This is a genomic window from Acinetobacter sp. WCHAc060006 (assembly GCF_004209135.1).
GTDB lineage: Bacteria > Pseudomonadota > Gammaproteobacteria > Pseudomonadales > Moraxellaceae > Acinetobacter > Acinetobacter cumulans.
Genome location: NZ_SGSS01000032.1, coordinates 1 through 20,628, shown reverse-complemented (window position 1 = coordinate 20,628; position 20,628 = coordinate 1). Strand labels below are relative to the sequence as shown.

Below are 20,628 nucleotides of genomic sequence, written 5' to 3'. Positions count from 1 at the left end.
TTATTCAGCTACGATCGCTAAAGCATCATTTACGAGCTGAGCTTGTTGTTTTGCATGCAAATATGGTGAACCACATGCCGGTGCAGCTGAAGCTTCACGGCCTGCGTAACTAATTTGAAGCTGTTTGCCAGACTTCATTACACCTTCGTATAGACGTGGCGCAATGAACAACCAAGCACCTTGGTTTTTCGGTTCTTCTTGAGCCCAAACCAATTCAGTAGCGTTTGGATATTGTGCAAGAACCTCAGCAAGACGCGCTTCTGGGTACGGATACAATTGTTCGATACGAACAATTGCTGTGTTGTTCAATTCTTTTTCACGACGTTTTTCAAGTAAGTCGTAGTAAACCTTACCACCACAAAGTACGAGACGAGTTACGTCTGACTTGTTGATGTTGTCGATTTCGTCGATCACAGTTTGGAATGTACCATTTGCAAGCTCTTCTAATGTAGATGTTGCAAGTTTGTGACGAAGAAGAGACTTCGGTGAAGTCACGATCATTGGCTTACGGATTGGACGAAGTGCTTGACGACGCATCGCATGGTAAATCTGCGCTGGTGTAGTCGGTGTGATCACTTGCATGTTTTCTTCAGCACATAGCTGTAAGAAACGCTCTAAACGAGCTGATGAATGCTCAGGACCTTGACCTTCAAAGCCGTGTGGAAGAAGCATAGTCAGACCGCATACACGCTCCCACTTCGTTTCGCCAGACGCGATGAACTGATCGATTACAACTTGTGCACAGTTTGCGAAGTCACCAAATTGCGCTTCCCAAATTACAAGGCTCTTCGGAAGAGTCGTTGCATAACCGTATTCGAATGCAAGAACCGCCATTTCTGACAATAATGAGTCATAAATTGCAGTACGTGGTTGGTTTTCTTTCAAGTTACATAATGGAATGTAAGTTGAACCATCTACTTGGTTATGAAGTTTTGCATGACGGTGTGAGAATGTACCACGGCCAACGTCTTCACCTGTTAAACGAACAAGGAAGCCTTCATCTAGAATAGATGCATAAGCTAAAGTTTCAGCTGCACCCCAGTTCAATGGCATTTCACCAGTCTGCATTTTCAGACGATCATCAATCACTTTAGCAACCTGACGTTGCATCACGAAGCCTTCAGGAAGCTCCCGCATTTTCGCACCAAGCTCTTTTAGACGTTCGATTGGGAAAGTGGTATCCCATTTGTCTGTATATTCATGGCCTAGGTAAGGTTTCCAGTCCACAAACATTTTTGTATTTGGCTCAAGTACCAACGCATTTGCAACGTGTTTACCTGCTTCAAGGTCAGAACGATACTGTTCAACCATTGCATCAGCAGAAGCACGATCAAGAACGCCTTCTTGTACAAGTTTGTCAGCATAAAGCGTACGAGTAGTCGCTTTTTTATTGATGATTTGATACATCATTGGCTGAGTTGCAGCTGGCTCGTCGGCTTCGTTGTGACCACGACGACGGTAGCAGAACATGTCGATTACGACGTCTTTACGGAATGTATGACGGAAATCGTGTGCCAATTGAGAAACAAACAATACAGCTTCAGGATCATCACCGTTCACATGGAAGATCGGTGCTTGGATCATTTTCGCGATGTCAGTACAGTATTCTGTAGAACGTGCATCACGTGGATCAGACGTTGTGAAACCAACTTGGTTGTTCACGACGATATGAACTGTACCACCCACTGTGTAACCACGAGTTTGTGACATTTGGAAGGTTTCTTGGTTAACACCTTGACCTGCAAATGCAGCATCACCGTGAACGATGATTGGTAATACATCATCACCACCGATATCTTTACGACGTACTTGACGAGCACGTACTGAACCTTCAACTACAGGTCCAACGATTTCTAAGTGTGATGGGTTAAACGCTAATGCTAAGTGAACTTCGCCACCTGGAGTCATTACGTTTGAAGAGAAACCTTGGTGGTATTTAACGTCACCAGAGCCTTTCTTATGAAGTGCTTTACCTTCAAACTCACCAAATAGGTCAGCTGGGTTTTTGCCCATGATGTTTACAAGAAGGTTTAAACGGCCACGGTGAGGCATACCGATAACCACTTCTTTACAACCTACAGAACCTGCACGTTGAATCAAAGAGTCAACCATAGGGATGAATGATTCACCACCCTCTACACCAAAACGCTTCGCACCAACGAACTTGTTACCTAGGTATTTTTCAAGGCCTTCTGCAGCTGTTAAGCGTTCAAGTACATGCTTTTTCTGTTCAGCGCTAAAGCCAAATTGACCTTTAGCACCTTCAAGGCGTTGTTGAATCCAACGTTTTTCTTTGGTATCAACAATGTGCATGTATTCAGCACCAATTGAAGCAGCATAAGTTGCTTCCATCGCTTGAACCATTTCACCTAGAGTTGCTTCAGTTTTACCAATCGCAAGATTACCCGTGTTGAACGGTGTATCAATATCTGATTGAGTTAAACCATGTGCAGCAAGGTCTAGATCAGGCACGATTTCGCGCTTAGCCAAACCAAGTGGATCTAATTTTGCTTTTTGATGACCGCGGTTACGGTATGCAGCGATGAGTTGTAATACACCAATTTGACGGCGTTCGTGATCAGTGCTTACTGCGCTTTGAACGACAGGTTGAACACGACTTGAATTACGTCCTAATAATAGGAATTGCTCACGTACATTGCTGTGCGGTTGATCACCTTTAGGGAATTTATCGAAGTATTCACGCCAGTCAGCTTCCACTGAGTCTGGAGCCGTTAAATACTGCTCATAAAGTTCTTCAATATACGCTGCACTGTCAGCGGAAAGTTCAGTGTCAAGACGCAGTGCGTCAGCAACTTCTTGCATTTGTGGACCCATTTCCTATTGCAAAAACATTTCAGGATGCTTTTTAAGCGAACCCATGATTAATAATGTCTTATTGGTAAAAAGACATTAGTCCCCATTAGGCTTAAGCCATGAGGCGTTATCACTACATTAGGATTTCCCAATGTGATTAACGAACAATAACGCCCCTCAGCGGCATCATCACTCATTGTAATACCCAGCAAAACCGGGCAATTTTTTGCAAATCGTCTTAGATAAAATAAATTCGACTATTTACTTTGTCTAAACCGACTTCAAAACATGTCATCTGACATTTATATACTGCTTTAATGCTTTAAAATGTAGAAAAAATGTACCAATTTCATTCACATTTTTCGCATATAGTCGTATGTTAAATGCTAACACGTAACCTGTTTTCAATTGATTTTTTTGACACATACCTCCCATAAATTGGCTAAATACAGTTCAATATTTTCCAGCTAAGATATGGTGCTTTAAGTTCAAAAATCTTGCAATCGATACTAAAGTCTTAACAAATAGTGCCAAATAAAACAAAAGAGTGTTCAATATTTCTACCGACACCCTCTTATGCGTTATATGATAACATTTTCCATTCACATTTACATGCCCAGCTGAGCAACCCGTCATTTATTAACCACAATAATTTTGCAAATTTCATCAATTTTGCTGACATCTAGCAACTCAATACTGTAGCGTTATATTTTAAAGCTATTTTAAACATCGCTATTTTGCATAAGTTTTCATGACATTCCCATGACATAAATGATCAGCATAAAAAAAACGCACCCAAAGGTGCGTTTTTTTTGACTTACGTCAGTACCGCATTAGCCAGCCATATCTAAAAGCATGTTACGGATGTGACCGATTGCTTTAGTAGGGTTCAAGCCTTTAGGACATACTGACACACAGTTCATGATACCTTTACAACGGAAAAGCGAGAATGGGTCGTCAAGACGCTCCAAACGCTCTTGTGTAGATGTATCACGTGAGTCAATGATGAAACGGTATGCATTTAACAATGCTGAAGGACCCAAGAACTTGTCTGGGTTCCACCAGAATGATGGGCATGAAGTTGAACAACATGCACAAAGAATACATTCATACAAACCATCTAAGTGTTCACGATCTTCAGGAGACTGCAAACGCTCTTTAGGAGGCGCAGGCTGATTGTTGATTAGGAACGGATGGATTTTGTTGTACTGATCGTAGAACTGATTCATATCTACAACCAAGTCTTTCACTACTGGAAGACCTGGTAATGGACGAATCGTAATCACGTCAGGTAAGTCGTTTAGGTTCCAAAGACACGCTAAACCATTTTTACCATTGATGTTTACACCATCAGAACCACAAATACCTTCACGGCATGAACGACGGAACGTTAAAGATTCGTCTTGCACTTTTAATGCTAGAAGCGCATCAAGCAACATACGGTGCTTGTCTGTCAACTCTAGTTTAAAAGTTTGCATGTACGGAGCTGCATCCTTATCAGGATCGTAGCGGTAGATATTAAATGTACGAGTACCTCTACTCATCTTACTTCTCCCAATTAGAATGTACGTGGTTTAGGTGGAATAGCATCTACCGACAATGGACGGTAACGTACTGGTTTGTACTCTAGACGGTTATCTACAGAGAACCATAAAGTGTGTTTCATCCACTCATCATCACGACGGCCGTATGGGTAGTCAGCATGATCAGGTGGTAATTCGAAATCTACCACTGTATGCGCACCACGACATTCTTTACGTGCAGCTGCAGAAATTAATGTAGCTTTCGCAACTTCATACAAGTTTTCAACTTCTAGAGCTTCAACACGCGCTGTGTTAAATACTTTAGATTTGTCTTTCAAGTGAATGTTACGTACACGTGGTTCAATCGCAAGAATCTGTTTCACACCTTCTTCAAGAAGTGCAGATGTACGGAATACACCAGCGTGGTCTTGAACGATGTCACGGATTGCATCTGCAACTTCTTGAGCATTTTCACCAGAAGTAGATTCATCAAGATGACGAACACGATTCAAAGTGTTTTCAAGAACAGTTGTAGGTAATGGAGCGTATTCATCACCATGGTGTTTAGTTACGTAGTCAACAATATGTTCACCAGCAGCTTTACCAAATACAACCAAGTCAAGCAATGAGTTTGTACCTAGACGGTTTGCACCATGTACAGATACACATGAACATTCACCGATTGCATAGAAACCTTTCACTGGTTTAGTGAAATCACGGTCGCCCGCGTTGTGTGAGTACACATCAGTTTCTTTATTGTAGTTCGCAACCAAAGCTTCAGTTTCACGAGCTACAGGAACAACCACTTGACCATGAATGTTTGTAGGAATACCACCCATTTGGTAATGGATTGTAGGTACTACAGGAATTGGCTCTTTAGTGATGTCAACGTTCGCGAATTTCTTACCAATCTCGAATACAGATGGAAGACGTTTCATGATTGTGTCAGCACCAAGATGCGTCATATCAAGCAAGATGTAGTCTTTCTTAGGACCACAGCCACGACCTTCTTTAATTTCTTGGTCCATAGAACGTGATACGAAGTCACGAGGTGCCAAGTCTTTAAGTGTCGGAGCATAACGTTCCATGAACGGCTCACCAGCATCGTTACGAAGGATTGCACCTTCACCACGACAACCTTCTGTCAACAATACGCCTGCGCCCGCAACACCTGTTGGGTGGAATTGCCAGAATTCCATATCTTGTAATGGAATACCTGCACGAGCCGCCATACCAAGACCATCACCAGTGTTGATATAAGCGTTAGTAGATGCACGGTAAACACGACCAGCACCACCAGTAGCGAACAATGTTGCTTTACCTTGGAATACTGCAATTTTACCCGTTTCTTGGTCAATTGCTGTAACACCAAGTACGTCACCAGCTTCGTTACGAATAAGATCAAGCGCGATCCATTCTACGAAGAATTGAGTACCCATTTTCACGTTGCTTTGATAAAGCGTGTGAAGAAGCGCGTGACCTGTACGGTCGGCAGCTGCACATGCACGTGGAACTGGTTTTTCACCATAGTTCGCAGCATGGCCACCAAATGGACGTTGGTAAATTGTACCGTCAGCGTTACGGTCAAATGGCATACCAAGGTGTTCAAGCTCATACACAACTTGAGGCGCTTCACGAGTCATGAACTCGATTGCGTCTTGGTCGCCTAACCAGTCAGAACCCTTAACAGTGTCGTAGAAGTGATAGTGCCAGTTATCTTCTTGCATGTTACCAAGAGATGCACCAATACCACCCTGCGCCGCTACAGTGTGTGAACGAGTTGGGAATACTTTAGTCAATACAGCAACTTTCAAACCAGCTTGAGCAAGTTGGTAAGAAGCACGCATACCTGAACCACCACCACCAACGATGACTGCATCGAAAGTTTCGTGTGGAATATTTGTGTAATCTTCTTTAGGGGTTATAGCGCCCATGATTGTTTCCTATCAATTCGCCCAAAAAATCTGGATCGCCCAGATTGCGTATGCAAATACAGCAATAATAACTGCAGAAGTCAGCACTAAACGCAGACCATTTGCTGAAGGACCCATTTGACGAGTAGTCACATAGTCTGTGAATACTTGCCACATACCGATCCACGCATGCGCAACAAGAGATAAGACAGCCAATAAAGACATAATCTTCATTGGTAATGTCATCATAAAGCCGTACCACTGTTCAAATGTAAAACCACTGTTGCAAAGGATCCAACCAAAGACAACAACAGTATATACAGCCAGTACCACAGCACTTAAGCGTTGGACAAACCAATCACGAGAACCTGAACCCGAAAAACCTGAAGCACTTTTCATTAGAGTACGATCCATACAAATGCCGCAATAATACCGATTGCAGACAAGATTAATGCGATAGTAGCTGCTGTACGACCACTTTGTAGCTCTTCCGCTACGCCAACGTCAGCAAGCAAATGCTTAACACCAGCAATAAAGTGATAGATTAAACCGGCTACAAATACCCATACGATGAAGCGAACAATGAAACCATTAAAGATTTCTTGAACCGCTGCAAAGCCTTCTGGTGAAGACAATGATTTGTCTAATAACCAAAGCAGTACCGGTACAAGTAAAAATACGATAACACCTGAAAGACGGTGTAAAATTGATGCAATAGCCACAGGGGATTTTAAGTTTACTGATAAAACTTGACCCATGGACAAATTGACAGGTCTGTTGCTTTTCACAGCGGGCATCCTGTAAGTAAAAACTCCATCCGGAGTTTGTTGGAATTAATTCGAAGGAAAGCTGGCATTGTTCGGACTTATTTATATATTAAAGCTAGATAAATAAGACCTAAACTTTTAACGACACTGAATTATAAAACGTGAACTATCAAAATACAAACAATGCCATTTAGGAAATAATCAAAAAAAATCCTTAAATAAGAATCATTAACAATTAATTTAAACATAAAAACAATGTAAAAAGATCAGATTTAAACACTATGTTATTGGTTTTCAAATATTAAATGTTATTTTCATTAATAGTTTTTGGCGTTGTAATAGTTGTTTTTTACTTTAGACTAAAGCACAAAAAAAGTTTATGTCTGTCCCCCTCTTTATTTTAATCAAAAACATAAGTTTATCCAACACCATTATTTAGCAACTAAATACTTATTATTTATTTTCAAAAACATTTGTGAAATATCACGTGACTTAATAACAACTTAGTCTGTGAATAACTCTATTTTTTGCACAATTTTAACGCTAAAAACTGCCATTTAACTAGCAAAAAAATTAAAAATCGAATACTAAACACCCAATTTTATACTTTTAATAAGTCATTTTTTGAGCAAACAAACTTTTTTACAACTTCTATTTAGCGCTTTTAATTATGAGTAATAAAACGACATTTTCATGAATCACAAACCTGTAAGTTACGAGAATTATAATAATTTAAGTCATAATATGACTTGATTAATAAGAAACATTCAGAGTTTTTAGCAATTAAAATTTGTTTACAAATAAAGCAGCAACATCATTTAAGTCTGCAACTCTGCTCTAATTTGACTTATCATACTGCGTCGATGCTGTAATTGACTCATTTCAAGTTGGATAAAGAGATGACCAAACCTGTGTGAAGGTGGCACTTTTATCCATAAGTATAATTGACAAAATTTCAGTACTCACTAATCTTATAGCAAATTTTGATCCGTCTGATTCTCGCATTAAAATATTAGCATTAAGAGTCAGATAAACACTCACCGGGACAGGAGATCTATTGAATGTCTGAAGCAACTGGCAAGAAAGCTATTTTACAGCTTGATGGCAAAGAAATTGAATTACCAATTTACAGCGGCACATTGGGCCCAGATGTAATCGACGTTAAAGATGTATTGGCCGCAGGTCACTTTACTTTTGATCCTGGTTTTGTATCTACAGCTGCATGTGAATCTAAAATCACATTCATCGATGGCGGTAAAGGCGTTCTTTTACACCGTGGTTACCCAATCGCTCAGCTTGCAACTAAAGCAGACTACTTAGAAACTTGTTACCTTCTTTTGAATGGTGAGCTTCCAACAGCTGAACAAAAAGAAGTATTTGATGCTAAAGTTCGTAACCACACTATGGTTCACGACCAAGTTAGCCGCTTCTTCAATGGCTTCCGCCGTGATGCGCACCCTATGGCGATCATGTGTGGTGTTGTTGGCGCGCTTTCTGCGTTCTATCACAACGGCTTCGATGTTGAAAACATTGACCACCGTGAAATCACTGCAATCCGCTTAATCGCTAAAGTACCTACTTTGGCTGCTTGGACTTACAAATACACAGTAGGTCAACCATTCGTTTACCCACGTAACGATTTAAGCTATGCAGAAAACTTCTTGTACATGATGTTTGCTACTCCAGCAGATCGTGACTACAAAGTTGACCCTATTCTTGCGAAAGCAATGGACCGTATCTTCACGCTTCATGCTGACCACGAACAAAACGCTTCTACGTCTACAGTACGTTTAGCTGGTTCTACTGGTGCTAACCCGTACGCATGTATCGCTGCTGGTATCGCTGCACTTTGGGGCCCTGCTCACGGCGGCGCAAACGAAGCTGTTCTTAAGATGCTTGATGAAATCGGCACTGTAGAGAACGTTGCTCCGTTCATGGAAAAAGTGAAAACTAAAGAAGTTAAACTTATGGGCTTCGGTCACCGAGTTTACAAAAACTTCGATCCACGTGCGAAAGTAATGAAAGAGACTTGTGACGAAGTGTTAACTGCACTTGGTATCAACGATCCACAACTTGCTTTGGCTATGGAACTTGAACGTATTGCGCTTTCTGACGAATACTTCATCAAACGTAACCTTTACCCTAACGTAGACTTCTACTCAGGTATCATCCTTAAAGCGATTGGTATCCCAACAGAAATGTTTACTGTAATCTTCGCTCTTGCACGTACTGTTGGTTGGATCAGCCACTGGTTAGAAATGCACAGCGCACCTTACAAAATTGGTCGTCCACGTCAGCTTTACACTGGTGAAGTTGAACGCGACATCCAAGGTCGTTAATTCGCAAGAATTCTTCGATATAAAAAAACCGCCCTTTGTGGCGGTTTTTTTATATCTAAACAATTAAATCTGTATATTGCTTTTTAAGTCACTCCAATGATATGCCTACGCGCTCATATCAGCGCAACCACAAACATTTTAAGATTCCCACGCACAATCCTCATTAGCTAGCTTAGGCAGGCGTTTAAGACGTTTTAAGTACTCGGCATATTCAAGCGGAATCAAAAAAAGCTAAATTCTATCGAAGCACCCATTCAAACGATAAATAAAAAAGCCTGAGATATCCCCAGGCTTTTAATGAAATCTATTTTTAGCTTTAAGCAACATCATAACGCGATAAATCGAGCTTCTGTAGGCGTGTTTTTAGCTCAGTTAAGGACCATGGCCATGCAGCAAAGTTTCGGCCATTTTGATCTAAATAATAACTTGAGCAACCGCCTGCATTAAATACGGTTTTATGCAGATTGGCTTGTAACTTCACATTATGGTAACGCAATACATCTGGCTTAATTGAGATTTGCTTTAAGCCCTGCTGTTTCATTTGAAGTAGCCCATCCACAATGTATTGAATCTGTGCTTCTGCAATACCAATAAATGAATCGTAAACCAAAATATTTGGCCCTAGCACCAAAAATGCATTCGGTACTTTTTCAATGCTCGCCCCCAAATACGCCTCAGGAGAACTGTCTTTCCAACGATCCGACAGTCGAATACCGTCCGTATCCCATACTCGCTGACCAATAGGCGGATGAGCCACTTCAAAGCCCGTACCCAGTAAGATTACATCCACTTTAAAGCGCTCACCGTTGGCTGCAATGACGGTATTTCCGTCTATTTCAACTAAACCATGCGGCACCAATTTAACATTGTCTTGTTGCAATGCAGGATAATAGTTATTGGCAAATAAAAGTCGCTTACAGCCAATCGAGAAATTGGGGGTTACGGCTTCTCTGAGTGTGTCATCTTTAATTTGCAATTTTAACAATTGACGACTGAGGTAATTCGCAGGCTCTAAAAAATTCGGATGACGTAAACCAAAGTTAATGCCATTTAAAATCTGCGCCACACTACCACGCCAGATTTGCTGAATGGCAGGGAATCGCTCGACCAATGCTTTGGTTTTATTGCCCAGTGGCATGTCTGCTTTTGGCAATACCCAAGGGGCTGTGCGCTGAAATACCACCAACGCTTTGGCCAAAGGCTGTACTTGCGGAATAAATTGGATTGCAGAAGCGCCAGTGCCAATCACCGCAATACGCTTACCTTTTAGGTCATAATCATGATTCCAGCGCGCAGAATGAAACATTTCACCCTTAAAGCTTTCAATACCTTTGATTTTGGGTAAAGATGGCTCTGTAATTGGGCCAGTGCTAAAAATCACAGTTTTTGCTCGATATGCACCTTGTGAGGTTTCCAAATTCCACACATGGGCTTTTGCATCCCATTTTGCTTCCAGTAGTTCATGCTTAAACTGAATTTTATCTTGTAGCTTAAATTTCGTTACCACATCTTCTAAGTAACTTAAAATTTCAGGTTGCTTGGCAAACAAATGACTCCACTGATGACTCGGTGCAAATGAAAACGAATACAGTGCTGAAGGTACATCACAACCGCAGCCTGGATAATTATTATCACGCCATGTTCCACCCACACGGTCTGCTTTTTCGAGCACAAGATAATTGTCATAGCCTGCTTGTTGCATTTTATGTGCAGTGGCAATTCCTGAAATTCCCGCGCCAATCACAATTGTGTCGTAAGTATGCAGTACTTTTTCAACTGCTTTTTTTGTAGCTTTAGCGCTATCAGTCTTCGCCACTGTCTTTGTATTCACTTGTGTTGAATCGCCTTGCTCAGATACGGCCTGAGATTCATCTGCTAGATCTAATTGTGTTTCCATATTCATTTTATTCACTTTTTTATTTGGTCAAATTACTAAAAATGGGATAACCCAAACCTAAAAGCTTGACGTACAAACTTGGTGAAGCACGTTTTAACCACCAAAATAACTTCGCATCGGGTTGCGGAATGGTATACAGCTTGCCTGCATCCAATTGATTCAGTGTTTTCGCTGCAACCGCATCACTGGTGGTAAAAGCATGTTGCATCAATAATTTATCGGCCATACCCGAATAACGACTCGGTAAACGGCCATTTTTCATAATATTGGTTGGAACCAAAGTTGGACATAGCACATTCACGCGAATATTAGATGCGCGTAACTCCGAAGCTAGGGTTTCAGACAATGCCAACACACTCGATTTGGTCACGTTATATGCAGTCATTTCGGGCGCTGCGGTATAACCTGCAGCAGATGCCACATTAATAATGGCACCAAAACCTTGCTGCTTAAACTTCGGTACAAAATAATGGCAACCATGAATCACCCCCCATAAGTTGACATGCATACACCACTGCCAATCCTCTAGAGAAACCTCTTCAAACTTACCACCCAAGCCCACACCTGCGTTATTAATTAACAAACTTACAGGGTGTCCAAGCAAAGCTTCAGCTTCTGATGCCAAAGCCTGCACCGACTCTTTATTTCCCACATCGCACTGTACAGCATAAGCTTGTTGACCTGTTTTGCTACGGATCTGCTCTACTGTTTCTTGCGCTGCCTCTAAGTTAATATCTGCACATACAATTTGACCACCGCGCTGTGCCAGCTCAAGTGCAAAACTACGTCCAATACCACTTCCTGCACCTGTTACAACTGTGTATGCTTGGTGACTTGGCTTTTTCTTTTGACTAAATAATCCCATCGATATTTCCTTATCTCAATCTGTGCTTACACACGTAACGCTGGCGTAAATTCTTTGGTGAAATACGGCGTTAACACCCCTGTTTCAGGGTTTAATAAACGATCTTTGTAATATTCTAAAAACACCGAGGTATCGTGATCATTCGGGTGAAAGCTCGGACGCAAATAGTCAAAAATATGTCCAATACTGCTACCATAAACTCCGTCTTTTAAGCCAAAGATCAACTGGAAACTACGTGGTACATCTTTCCAATAACTCAGACTGATTAAGTTTGATGGCTTGCGGTAAAACGGTACAAAGAAAGCACCGACTGAGATTAAGCCGAGAATCGTGATCAGGGCTGGAAAAAAGCCAGCCACACGCAATGCATAATTGCTGGATAAAACCTGAAATACATCAAAGGCAATATCTTTATGCTCTGATTCTTCTAGCATGTGCCACATCCAAATGGCACGTTGCTTCTCATCATTCGATCTAAAAAATAGCTCTTCATGATTCATCATGTACTCAGCCAATACCGCTGTAAAATGCTCAATTGCAGCCATCAATGACAGCTTCATTGGTTGTGGTAAGCGTTCAAAACCATAAGCAAAGACATAATGTTCTAATTTGCGAAAAATCGTCACAGGTAAGCCACGTTGTAAATAAGCTTCGTTCAGCTCTTCATGCATTTTTGAATGTATAGCTTCTTGACCAATGAGTGAGGTCACGCGTTGCTTGAGCACAGGGTCTTGAATGAAATCACGGTGAAATCGCGCGGTATCAATCACAAGGTCTTCACCGCGAGTCAAAAAAATTGATAATGAGGCAAAATAAGCGCTGGCCAATTCTGCATTCATATAAAATTTTTCATCAATTTTTTGAGGTTCAAAATCAAATTTCATGTGACGAATTGGCACAACATTCGATTGGCTATTTTCATCAAATATAGGAGTGGTAAATACCTTAGACAGTGCTTTTTTAATTGGGCTAATCATTTGCATAATGCTTACTCTTTTTATTCGCATCCGATCTGCGAAATACGCCAATGTGGTGTACGCAATACACCAACCGATGTAAAAAAAGTAAGCCAACTGGCTATGCAATCCATTTGCAAAAATCGTCTTTAGATTGGCATTTTTTACCTATCTCGACGCATGTCTAACAATTTTTTCAATTATTTTTCTTTAAAAACCATTTTCTTATCAGTTCAGGTCACGCCCTATTTTAAAGGTATCTCTCGCGCTGACTTGTTAGGAAGCTCAATCACCTTGCCAGTTGCCGACTGATAAATCCATTGATGATCAAATAAACCCTGATCTAAATGATCAAATCTAAAATTACCAATCGCCACAGCATAAAAGCCTGTACCTTGCTGTTTATGTTGTTCAATGCTTTGCATCAATTCTACACCCAACTGACCCATAATAAAGTCTGAAATAACTACAATATCCGCTTGGCGGAAGGTGGGCTGTTCTAGCATATCTACTGCATGTTGCATGGCAGGAATAATGTCGGTGCCCCCGTGAAAAGATTGGCTTAAAAACTCAATCACATCATCAAGCGCCTGCCATTTTTTTAACTGAATAGCCGTCAAATGGGTCGAGAAGTTAATTAAATACATGGGACGTTTTTCACGCAGTGCTTGTATAGATAAATACAAACACATCGCTTTCGAAATCAGTTCAGGCTGACCATGCATAGACCCACTGGTGTCTAGACAGACAATCATCGGACCTTTTTTACCCACGGGCTTTTGCTTCGGTTTTGCATCATGCAAAATTCGACTGGCTTGCTGTCCTTGCAAATGAAAACTACTGATATTGGATTCAAGATATTTTAAATCAAATAGAATCTGCAAATCAGGATCCGCCAACAAAGCCAGTTCATTCGGCAGTGCCCATGACAGCTCTCGACCTAATTGTATGCCTGCAATTTCATCTGAAGCCTGCTGAACAACAGCACTATCAGGCTGGTTATGCCACTGTGTCGCAATACGCTTACGTGCAAAATGTGTCGGCTGTGCTGAACCAATCAGCTTACACAAACGTTGCAAAGCAACATCACTGGCTAAGTATTCACTCCATTCTGCAAATTTTTCAACCGCTTGTGGGCTCAGTTTCCCACTGGAATAATCAATAAAAATACCCGTATCTGCACCTAAGCTATCTTGATGTTTGGACATTTTTTGTAAGGACAACAAAAAGTCTTGAATATCTTGTAAAAATGCATCACGCATCAGCGCCAATTGTTCAAATTCCCAATGCGCAATCGCCTCAGTTAACTTACGTTGCCACTTATCTTTCAATATTTGAAAATGCAGTTGCCTACGATTGTCATTCAGTGGTTCATCTGCATAGTGCCATGCATCTAAAAGCGGTGTGTCCTGCAAACGTTCCGTCATGGCCTGATACTGTTGTTGCATCTGCTGGAATTGTGTAGCACTCACTTCTGACTGTGCCATCCAAAACTCAAACTGTTGTACTTCAGCCAAATAAGGATGTTGCGTGTCTAAATTATTTTTAGCCTGATAAGCCCATTCATGCACACGCTCATCTAACTTTTGTGCCACTTTACGATCATCTAGCCAATGCTTAACACTCGATTGCCCAAGCTCACTATAGAGCTGATCCGTTAAACGCTGAATAGAAGCATGCGTTTGCCGTGCCGATGCTGTTTTTAGCGCTGGCATAACTGTTCCAAACGTACACAATCCTGTTGTTGGATTTGATACAGCGCTTCTCTTGCTTGCATGCCTTGAGCCAATTTTTCTGCCTGCGCAGGCAACACAAATATTGATTGCAAGGCTTGTTGCTCATGTGCAAAAGCCTGCGCTTGTTGCATAGCATCTTGTTGTAGTTTCGCTTTGAGCTGTTTAATCTGTGCTTTCAATTGCACCACTTGTGCATCATCTACCACATTGCGCAGACTGCCTTTTGGATATTTAATATAAGGCGTCACCACTTCTTCCAAACCATAGTAGCCACCCTTTAAGGTACAACGACGACCACCGTTATAATTGCACACAATACCGCGTACTTCTTCACCGGTGACATCTACAGCAAAAAAGTCTTTATTGGTGCCCATTTTATCCAGTGCCAAATACAAAGTTCGATCTTTATAATGTTCATCTAAATTCATCGTGACACGCAAATATTCAGTATCGGCAATGAGATAACTTTCATACACGTCGTCGGTATAGTAAAAGGCATTTAAAATGTCTTGTTCTAACTGTTCTTTTTCTACAATTAATTCATCCAATGCTGAGGCATATTTCAGACCAAACTCTAAAATTGATTCCTCGACAATTTGAGCAATAAGTTCAATTTCCTCGGGTTGAGTCCATAAACAATGCTGCAAGATAAACAAATCATTTAGCGCAACTTGACTGCGTTGGTCTAAAAAAGCGGCAGCCTTAACCAAATATGCCACACGTTGCCAACGTCGATCGGACACATAAATATCAAGCTCATCCAGATTCAGCGCTAAACGTTGTTTAATTTCATCAAACACAGCTAAAACAGCATCAGGTAACTGCACTGCATAGATCTGTATACGCCACTCATCAAGCTCGTGCTTTTTAATCTTAAGTGCACTGTCGACTTCTGGCTTTGCCATTACAGGCTTGGCTTGCAACAAGGCATGAAAATGATTGACCTGCTGTATGGGAGGCACTACCAAGCGTAAGATAAAACGATCATAAAGTGCATCAAGTCCCTGATCGCTTTCTGGTATTTCATTTGAAGCGCTCATAAGGACTTTTAGTGGTACGTGTTGAATCATGTCACCATTTTTAAAACTATGTTCGTTTACCAAAGTCAGTAAGGTATTCAAAATCGCAGGGCTGGCTTTCCAAATTTCATCTAAAAATGCAAATTCAGCTCGCGGCAAATAATGCTCAGTTTTACGAATATATTGATCTTCTTTCAGTGCCTTAATTGACACAGGACCAAAAATTTCTTCAGGCGTGCTAAAGCGATTCATTAAATATTCAAAATATTCTGTAATTTCAAATGCGCTCGACACACGGCGCGAAATCAAGCTTTTGGCTGTACCGGGTGGACCATATAAAAAGGTATTTAAACCCGCCACACCTGCAAGCAAACTCAGGGCAATAATCTGTTCACGCTCATACATGTGCTCACTCATGGCAGAAATGAGAGTGTGAATACGTTTTTTCATAGTGCTTAAAACCTGAGTGAGACCGCACTATTGTAACTTTCATGTTCTAGAGATGAAACCTTCTGCGGTCTACACTTGAAAAGCCACACCACAGACTGCTATTAATAACCACAGTGTATTACTCGATTTAACTATGTTGCCTATACTGTCTGTGCTCCTGCCCTTTTTAAAACTCGATCAATTTAAGTGCCGACAGTTAACGCCAGCAGAAGTTCAACTGTGCCAAAGCGTATTTGGTGACTTAATTGATTACAGCCAAGTGCGCATCATGAATCAGTTGTTTGTCCCTTGGCAAAGCCCTTGGGTCGTGATGGCACCTTGTGGTGATATTCATGCACATAATCGGCATTATAAAGCTGACTATAGCCAAGCCAGCCTAGCGTACCAAGCACTGTTTATTCATGAAATGACGCATATTTATCAATTCCAGCAAGGCATCAATGTTTTACTCCGCGGTGCCTTGTTGCAAACGGCTTATTTTCTCTCTGCACGAAAATACAATCCCTATGCTTACCGCTTTAAAGCCAACAAAGCCTTTACTTGCTATAATATTGAACAACAAGGTGATATTGCGCGAGATATTTTCTTAAAGAAAATCCCAAATATTATTCTTCAACCATAATGAACGGTTTTATATCATTAATTTTATTTATAATAATGAAATATAAAGTGATTTAAAAAATATACTATTATTAAACTTCATAAATACACAAATACCCTCCGCATATTTAGCAAAAATTAACCTTTAAAATCTCCAAAAACTCACATTTATAGGACAAGCTACAAGCTTTGAGCTTGAAATGATATAAATAGCCCCTAGTATCTATGTTAAATTCAGCTAGAATAGCTGAGACTTAATTTATGCGTCGCCAGTAATTTTCAAGCACACATTTATATGTCAATTTTCGCATTTAAGTTCGTTGTTTATTAATCCGCAAATACACTCCACTGGATTATTATAATAAAAATATCAGTAATTTAAGTGTATTCACTTATAGGAATAGGATTTAGTTGGAATGAATAGTTTTAAAATTGCACTTGCTCAATTCTCTCCACATATTGGAAATATAGAAGCTAATACTGCAAAAATGCTCGAGCAAGCAAATGAAGCTAAAAAACAAAATGCCGATATTATTGTTTTCCCAGAACTTTCAACGCTAGGTTATCCTGCTGAAGATTTATTGCTACGCCCTAGCTTAAATAAACGCACTAAACTCGCTTTTGATCAATTAGCAGAAATTAAAGATATCGTTTTGGTTTTTGGCTTCGTCAACACGACTGAAGATGGCCACCGCTATAACTCAGCTGCCGTTATGAAAGACGGTCAAGTTTTGGGTGTATATAACAAACAAAATTTACCAAACTATAGCGTATTTGATGAAAAACGTTATTTCAGCGAAGGACATCAACACCTTGTGTTTGAATACCTTGGCCATAAATTTGGTATTTTAATTTGTGAAGACGTATGGTCTTTACCAACAGTCCAGCAGCTGGCTCAACTCAACGTAGAAACTGTACTGGTATTAAATGCCTCACCGTATGAAGTAGGTAAACCACAGCATCGCGTTGAAACCATGAGTGCTTTGGCTAAACAATTGCACATTAACTTGGTGTACTGTAACCAAGTCGGTGGACAAGATGACCTCGTCTTTGACGGTACAAGCTTTGTGATGAACAAAGATGGTCAAGTTGCACTACAAGCACCAAGCTTTAAAGAAGAGCTGTACATTGCAGAATACGATGGCGCACAAAAAACCTTTAAAGCGGGTTCAATTACTCCTGTACTTGAAACCATGGCTGAAATTTACCAAAGCCTTGTACTTGCAACACGCGACTATGTACAACGCTCTGGTTTTAAAGGTGTAATTCTTGGCCTATCGGGCGGTATTGACTCAGCTTTAACGTTGGCGATTGCTGCTGATGCCATTGGCGCAGACAAAGTACAAGCCGTAATGATGCCGTATACCTATACTGCACAAATCAGTGTGGAAGATGCTGCTGAACAAGCGAAAAATATGGGTGTGACCTTTGGTATTGCCGAAATCAATCCAATTGTGAACAGCTTTATGCAAACGCTCTATCCTTTCTTTGGCAATGCACCAGCAGATGCTACAGAGGAAAACTTGCAAGCGCGTTCACGCGGTACGCTATTAATGGCGCTTTCAAACAAATTTGGCAACTTGGTACTGTCTACAGGTAACAAATCTGAATTGTCAGTGGGTTATTGCACGCTTTATGGCGATATGGTCGGTGGCTTTGCGGTATTAAAAGACGTATACAAAACCATCGTGTTTGAATTGGCTAAATACCGTAACAGCATTGCAGAATCCCCTGTTATTCCTGAACGTGTAATTACGCGCCCACCTTCAGCAGAATTACGTCCAGATCAAACCGATCAAGACTCTTTACCTGCTTATGATATATTGGATGCGATTTTGTACGCTTACATTGAAGAAGACATGAGCCAAGATGATATTGTTGCCAAAGGCTTTGATGCTGAAGTGGTTGCAAAAATCATTCGCTTAGTCGATTTCAATGAATACAAACGCCGTCAAGGTGCGATTGGCCCACGTATTAGCTCACGCGCATTTAGCCGTGAACGCCGTTACCCAATCGTTAATGGCTGGAAACCAGGCATCTAATTAAATACAGCAGATGCGCAATATAAAAAAGCCCAAACTTAGTGTTTGGGCTTTTTTTAGATCTGAACTCAGTTAAATTTAAACCGAAGTACAACAGCATCATCTATTTAGATAAATACAGAATTTTCATTTTATTTGTGCTGAATTATTTATACTTTTTTAAAGCACAAAAAAAGAGACCAAGCTGAGAGCTTGGTCTATAAAAATGGTGGCTATGACGAGACTTGAACTTGTGACCCCCGCATTATGAGTGCGGTGCTCTAACCAACTGAGCTACATAGCCGTAAACTGTGTGGGCATTATCTAAATTTAGCCCCCCAGCGTCAAGCATTTTTATTCGCAAATGTTTAGTGTTTAATCAAATGTGATTGTTTCAGCCAAAAAACAAACAAATTCAACAGTATTTAGTATTTTTTTCACGTATTTTTATCCTTAATTCCTTTTAAATCCGCTGAGGGCCACAGTATGCAGCAAAAAATTTTCATCCTGCTCTTGAGCATGTGCTTATTTACAGGCTGTCAAATCATCTCGCCTATTTTTGTCGATTACAACGGTGTACGCCGTGATGTTGCACAGTGGATCAACCATCACAGCTTCCTCAGCATGCAACAAAAACGCAGTATGGCGCAATTGAGTCGTGCACAACAAAAAATCGTGCGCTTTGCTGATTTAAATACAGAGCAACAATTAGAATTGGCACGTGAAAATCAAATTGCATTAAGCTGTGCTTCGCAAAGATTAAGCCAAAAGCAAATTCAACAGCTTCAGCAACAAATTTTTGGTGAAAAAACCGCAAAAGTACTTCTCAGCTATGCGCAATTGGCACCCAAAATTAAACTCGATGCCACACAAATTCAGTGTGACTAATCGTCTGTTACATTTTCAGCCTCAAGCTTAAGTTTGAGGCTAAATTTTTTATTCTCTATATCTTCCAGCGCTAAGTTTTTATTTTAATTTTTTTAAATAACAAGATATTTCTAATTCAACCCAAAATCATCCACAAGCATCTGTTTACACATCATTTTTTAACTCATCAATAATAATTATCCCTATGTATTTACTAGGTTTTATTTTATTTAAAACTTAGGTATGCTCAATTAATAAGCTTTAAAACCATTTTAATTTCTCTATAAATTTATATTTAGATCAGGAGTATTCACATGACTTTTCAGAATATCTTAGTTCCTGTAGACGGTTCAGAAACTTCTTATGCCGCAGTAGATAAAGCCATCGAAATTGCACAAGCATTTAAAAGTAAAATTACGGTGGTTCAAGTCCTCACTTTAGACCCATATATTGCAGCAGAATATATTAGCGCGTCGCAAACGAATGAATTAATTGAGCGCGCACGTGTTTCAATTCAAGCCACACTCAATGAAGCCTTGGCTAAATTTGAAGGCACAGGCCTGAACGTTGAATCAAAACTTCTTGAAGGGCAAGTTGTGCATAGTGAAATTGCGAAAGCTGCAGATGAAATCCAGGCGGATCTGATTATTATTGGCTCACATGGGCGTACTGGTCTGAAAAAATTCTTCTTAGGCAGTGTTGCACAAAGTGTGTTGGGTTCTGCTCAAGCACCTGTTCTTATTGTTCGTAAGTAATCTGTCGCACTTGAAAGCTTAGCTTAGATCTTCACGATTTTTTTTGCTTTCAAGAACGCTTTAATGACACTAAAACCTCTTCAATTTTTTGAAGAGGTTTTTTTAT

15 protein-coding genes and 1 tRNA gene are annotated in these 20,628 nt (G+C 40.4%); 5 read left to right on the top strand and 11 right to left on the bottom strand.

What is annotated here, in order from left to right:
- From EXE29_RS14840 to sdhC, 5 genes are all read right to left on the bottom strand, one after another.
- Entirely contained in the window at positions 1-2,823 is a 2,823-nt protein-coding gene (locus EXE29_RS14840; protein ID WP_106985739.1) for a 2-oxoglutarate dehydrogenase E1 component, read from the bottom strand.
- Between the two features lie 824 nt (positions 2,824-3,647).
- On the bottom strand, positions 3,648-4,358 hold the full coding sequence (locus EXE29_RS14835; RefSeq protein ID WP_106985724.1) for a succinate dehydrogenase iron-sulfur subunit: 711 nt from the start codon (positions 4,356-4,358) through the stop codon (positions 3,648-3,650).
- A gap of 14 nt (positions 4,359-4,372) precedes the next feature.
- Positions 4,373-6,271 (bottom strand): succinate dehydrogenase flavoprotein subunit, encoded by a 1,899-nt coding sequence (sdhA, locus tag EXE29_RS14830; RefSeq protein WP_106985725.1) that lies wholly within the window; start codon positions 6,269-6,271, stop codon positions 4,373-4,375.
- Positions 6,272-6,283: 12 nt separating this feature from the next.
- Positions 6,284-6,649 (bottom strand): succinate dehydrogenase, hydrophobic membrane anchor protein, encoded by a 366-nt coding sequence (gene sdhD / locus EXE29_RS14825; RefSeq protein WP_106985726.1) that lies wholly within the window; start codon positions 6,647-6,649, stop codon positions 6,284-6,286.
- Positions 6,649-7,047: a succinate dehydrogenase, cytochrome b556 subunit gene (gene sdhC / locus EXE29_RS14820; protein ID WP_130125670.1), complete on the bottom strand. Its 399-nt coding sequence runs from the start codon at positions 7,045-7,047 to the stop codon at positions 6,649-6,651. Before sdhC ends, sdhD begins: the two co-directional genes overlap by 1 nt.
- 1,031 nt (positions 7,048-8,078) lie before the next feature.
- On the opposite strand from sdhC, the gene gltA reads away from it, so the two are divergent.
- Positions 8,079-9,356: a citrate synthase gene (gene gltA / locus EXE29_RS14815; protein ID WP_106985728.1), complete on the top strand. Its 1,278-nt coding sequence runs from the start codon at positions 8,079-8,081 to the stop codon at positions 9,354-9,356.
- Between the two features lie 316 nt (positions 9,357-9,672).
- On the opposite strand, the gene EXE29_RS14810 is transcribed toward gltA, so the two are convergent.
- From EXE29_RS14810 to EXE29_RS14790, 5 genes are all read right to left on the bottom strand, one after another.
- Positions 9,673-11,253 carry a flavin-containing monooxygenase gene (locus tag EXE29_RS14810; protein ID WP_410159317.1) on the bottom strand — a complete coding sequence of 527 codons (1,581 nt, stop codon included), beginning with the start codon at positions 11,251-11,253 and terminating at the stop codon, positions 9,673-9,675.
- A gap of 19 nt (positions 11,254-11,272) precedes the next feature.
- Complete coding sequence (locus tag EXE29_RS14805) at positions 11,273-12,118, bottom strand: SDR family NAD(P)-dependent oxidoreductase (protein WP_120364945.1); 846 nt, start codon at positions 12,116-12,118, stop codon at positions 11,273-11,275.
- A gap of 26 nt (positions 12,119-12,144) precedes the next feature.
- Positions 12,145-13,101, bottom strand: coding sequence for a metal-dependent hydrolase (locus EXE29_RS14800; RefSeq protein ID WP_120364946.1), 957 nt, complete (start codon positions 13,099-13,101; stop codon positions 12,145-12,147).
- 218 nt (positions 13,102-13,319) lie between these two features.
- Positions 13,320-14,789, bottom strand: a complete 1,470-nt coding sequence (locus EXE29_RS14795; protein ID WP_120364947.1) for a VWA domain-containing protein — start codon at positions 14,787-14,789, stop codon at positions 13,320-13,322.
- Positions 14,777-16,279, bottom strand: coding sequence for an AAA family ATPase (locus EXE29_RS14790; protein ID WP_120364948.1), 1,503 nt, complete (start codon positions 16,277-16,279; stop codon positions 14,777-14,779). The genes EXE29_RS14795 and EXE29_RS14790 overlap by 13 nt, the downstream gene beginning before the upstream one ends.
- A 133-nt stretch (positions 16,280-16,412) precedes the next feature.
- On the opposite strand from EXE29_RS14790, the gene EXE29_RS14785 reads away from it, so the two are divergent.
- Positions 16,413-16,901, top strand: a complete 489-nt coding sequence (locus EXE29_RS14785) for a hypothetical protein (protein ID WP_117008012.1) — start codon at positions 16,413-16,415, stop codon at positions 16,899-16,901.
- Between the two features lie 394 nt (positions 16,902-17,295).
- Positions 17,296-18,921 (top strand): NAD+ synthase, encoded by a 1,626-nt coding sequence (locus tag EXE29_RS14780; protein ID WP_120364949.1) that lies wholly within the window; start codon positions 17,296-17,298, stop codon positions 18,919-18,921.
- A 206-nt stretch (positions 18,922-19,127) separates the two neighbouring features.
- On the opposite strand, the gene EXE29_RS14775 is transcribed toward EXE29_RS14780, so the two are convergent.
- Positions 19,128-19,204: transfer RNA gene (locus EXE29_RS14775), tRNA-Met, on the bottom strand.
- A gap of 182 nt (positions 19,205-19,386) precedes the next feature.
- Here EXE29_RS14775 and EXE29_RS14770 point away from each other — a divergent pair.
- Both EXE29_RS14770 and EXE29_RS14765 read left to right on the top strand, forming a co-directional pair.
- Positions 19,387-19,788: a hypothetical protein gene (locus EXE29_RS14770; protein ID WP_106985736.1), complete on the top strand. Its 402-nt coding sequence runs from the start codon at positions 19,387-19,389 to the stop codon at positions 19,786-19,788.
- Between the two features lie 293 nt (positions 19,789-20,081).
- A complete protein-coding gene (locus EXE29_RS14765; protein ID WP_106985737.1) occupies positions 20,082-20,522 on the top strand; it encodes a universal stress protein in 441 nt (146 codons plus the stop codon).
- The last annotated feature ends 106 nt before the right edge of the window (positions 20,523-20,628 follow it).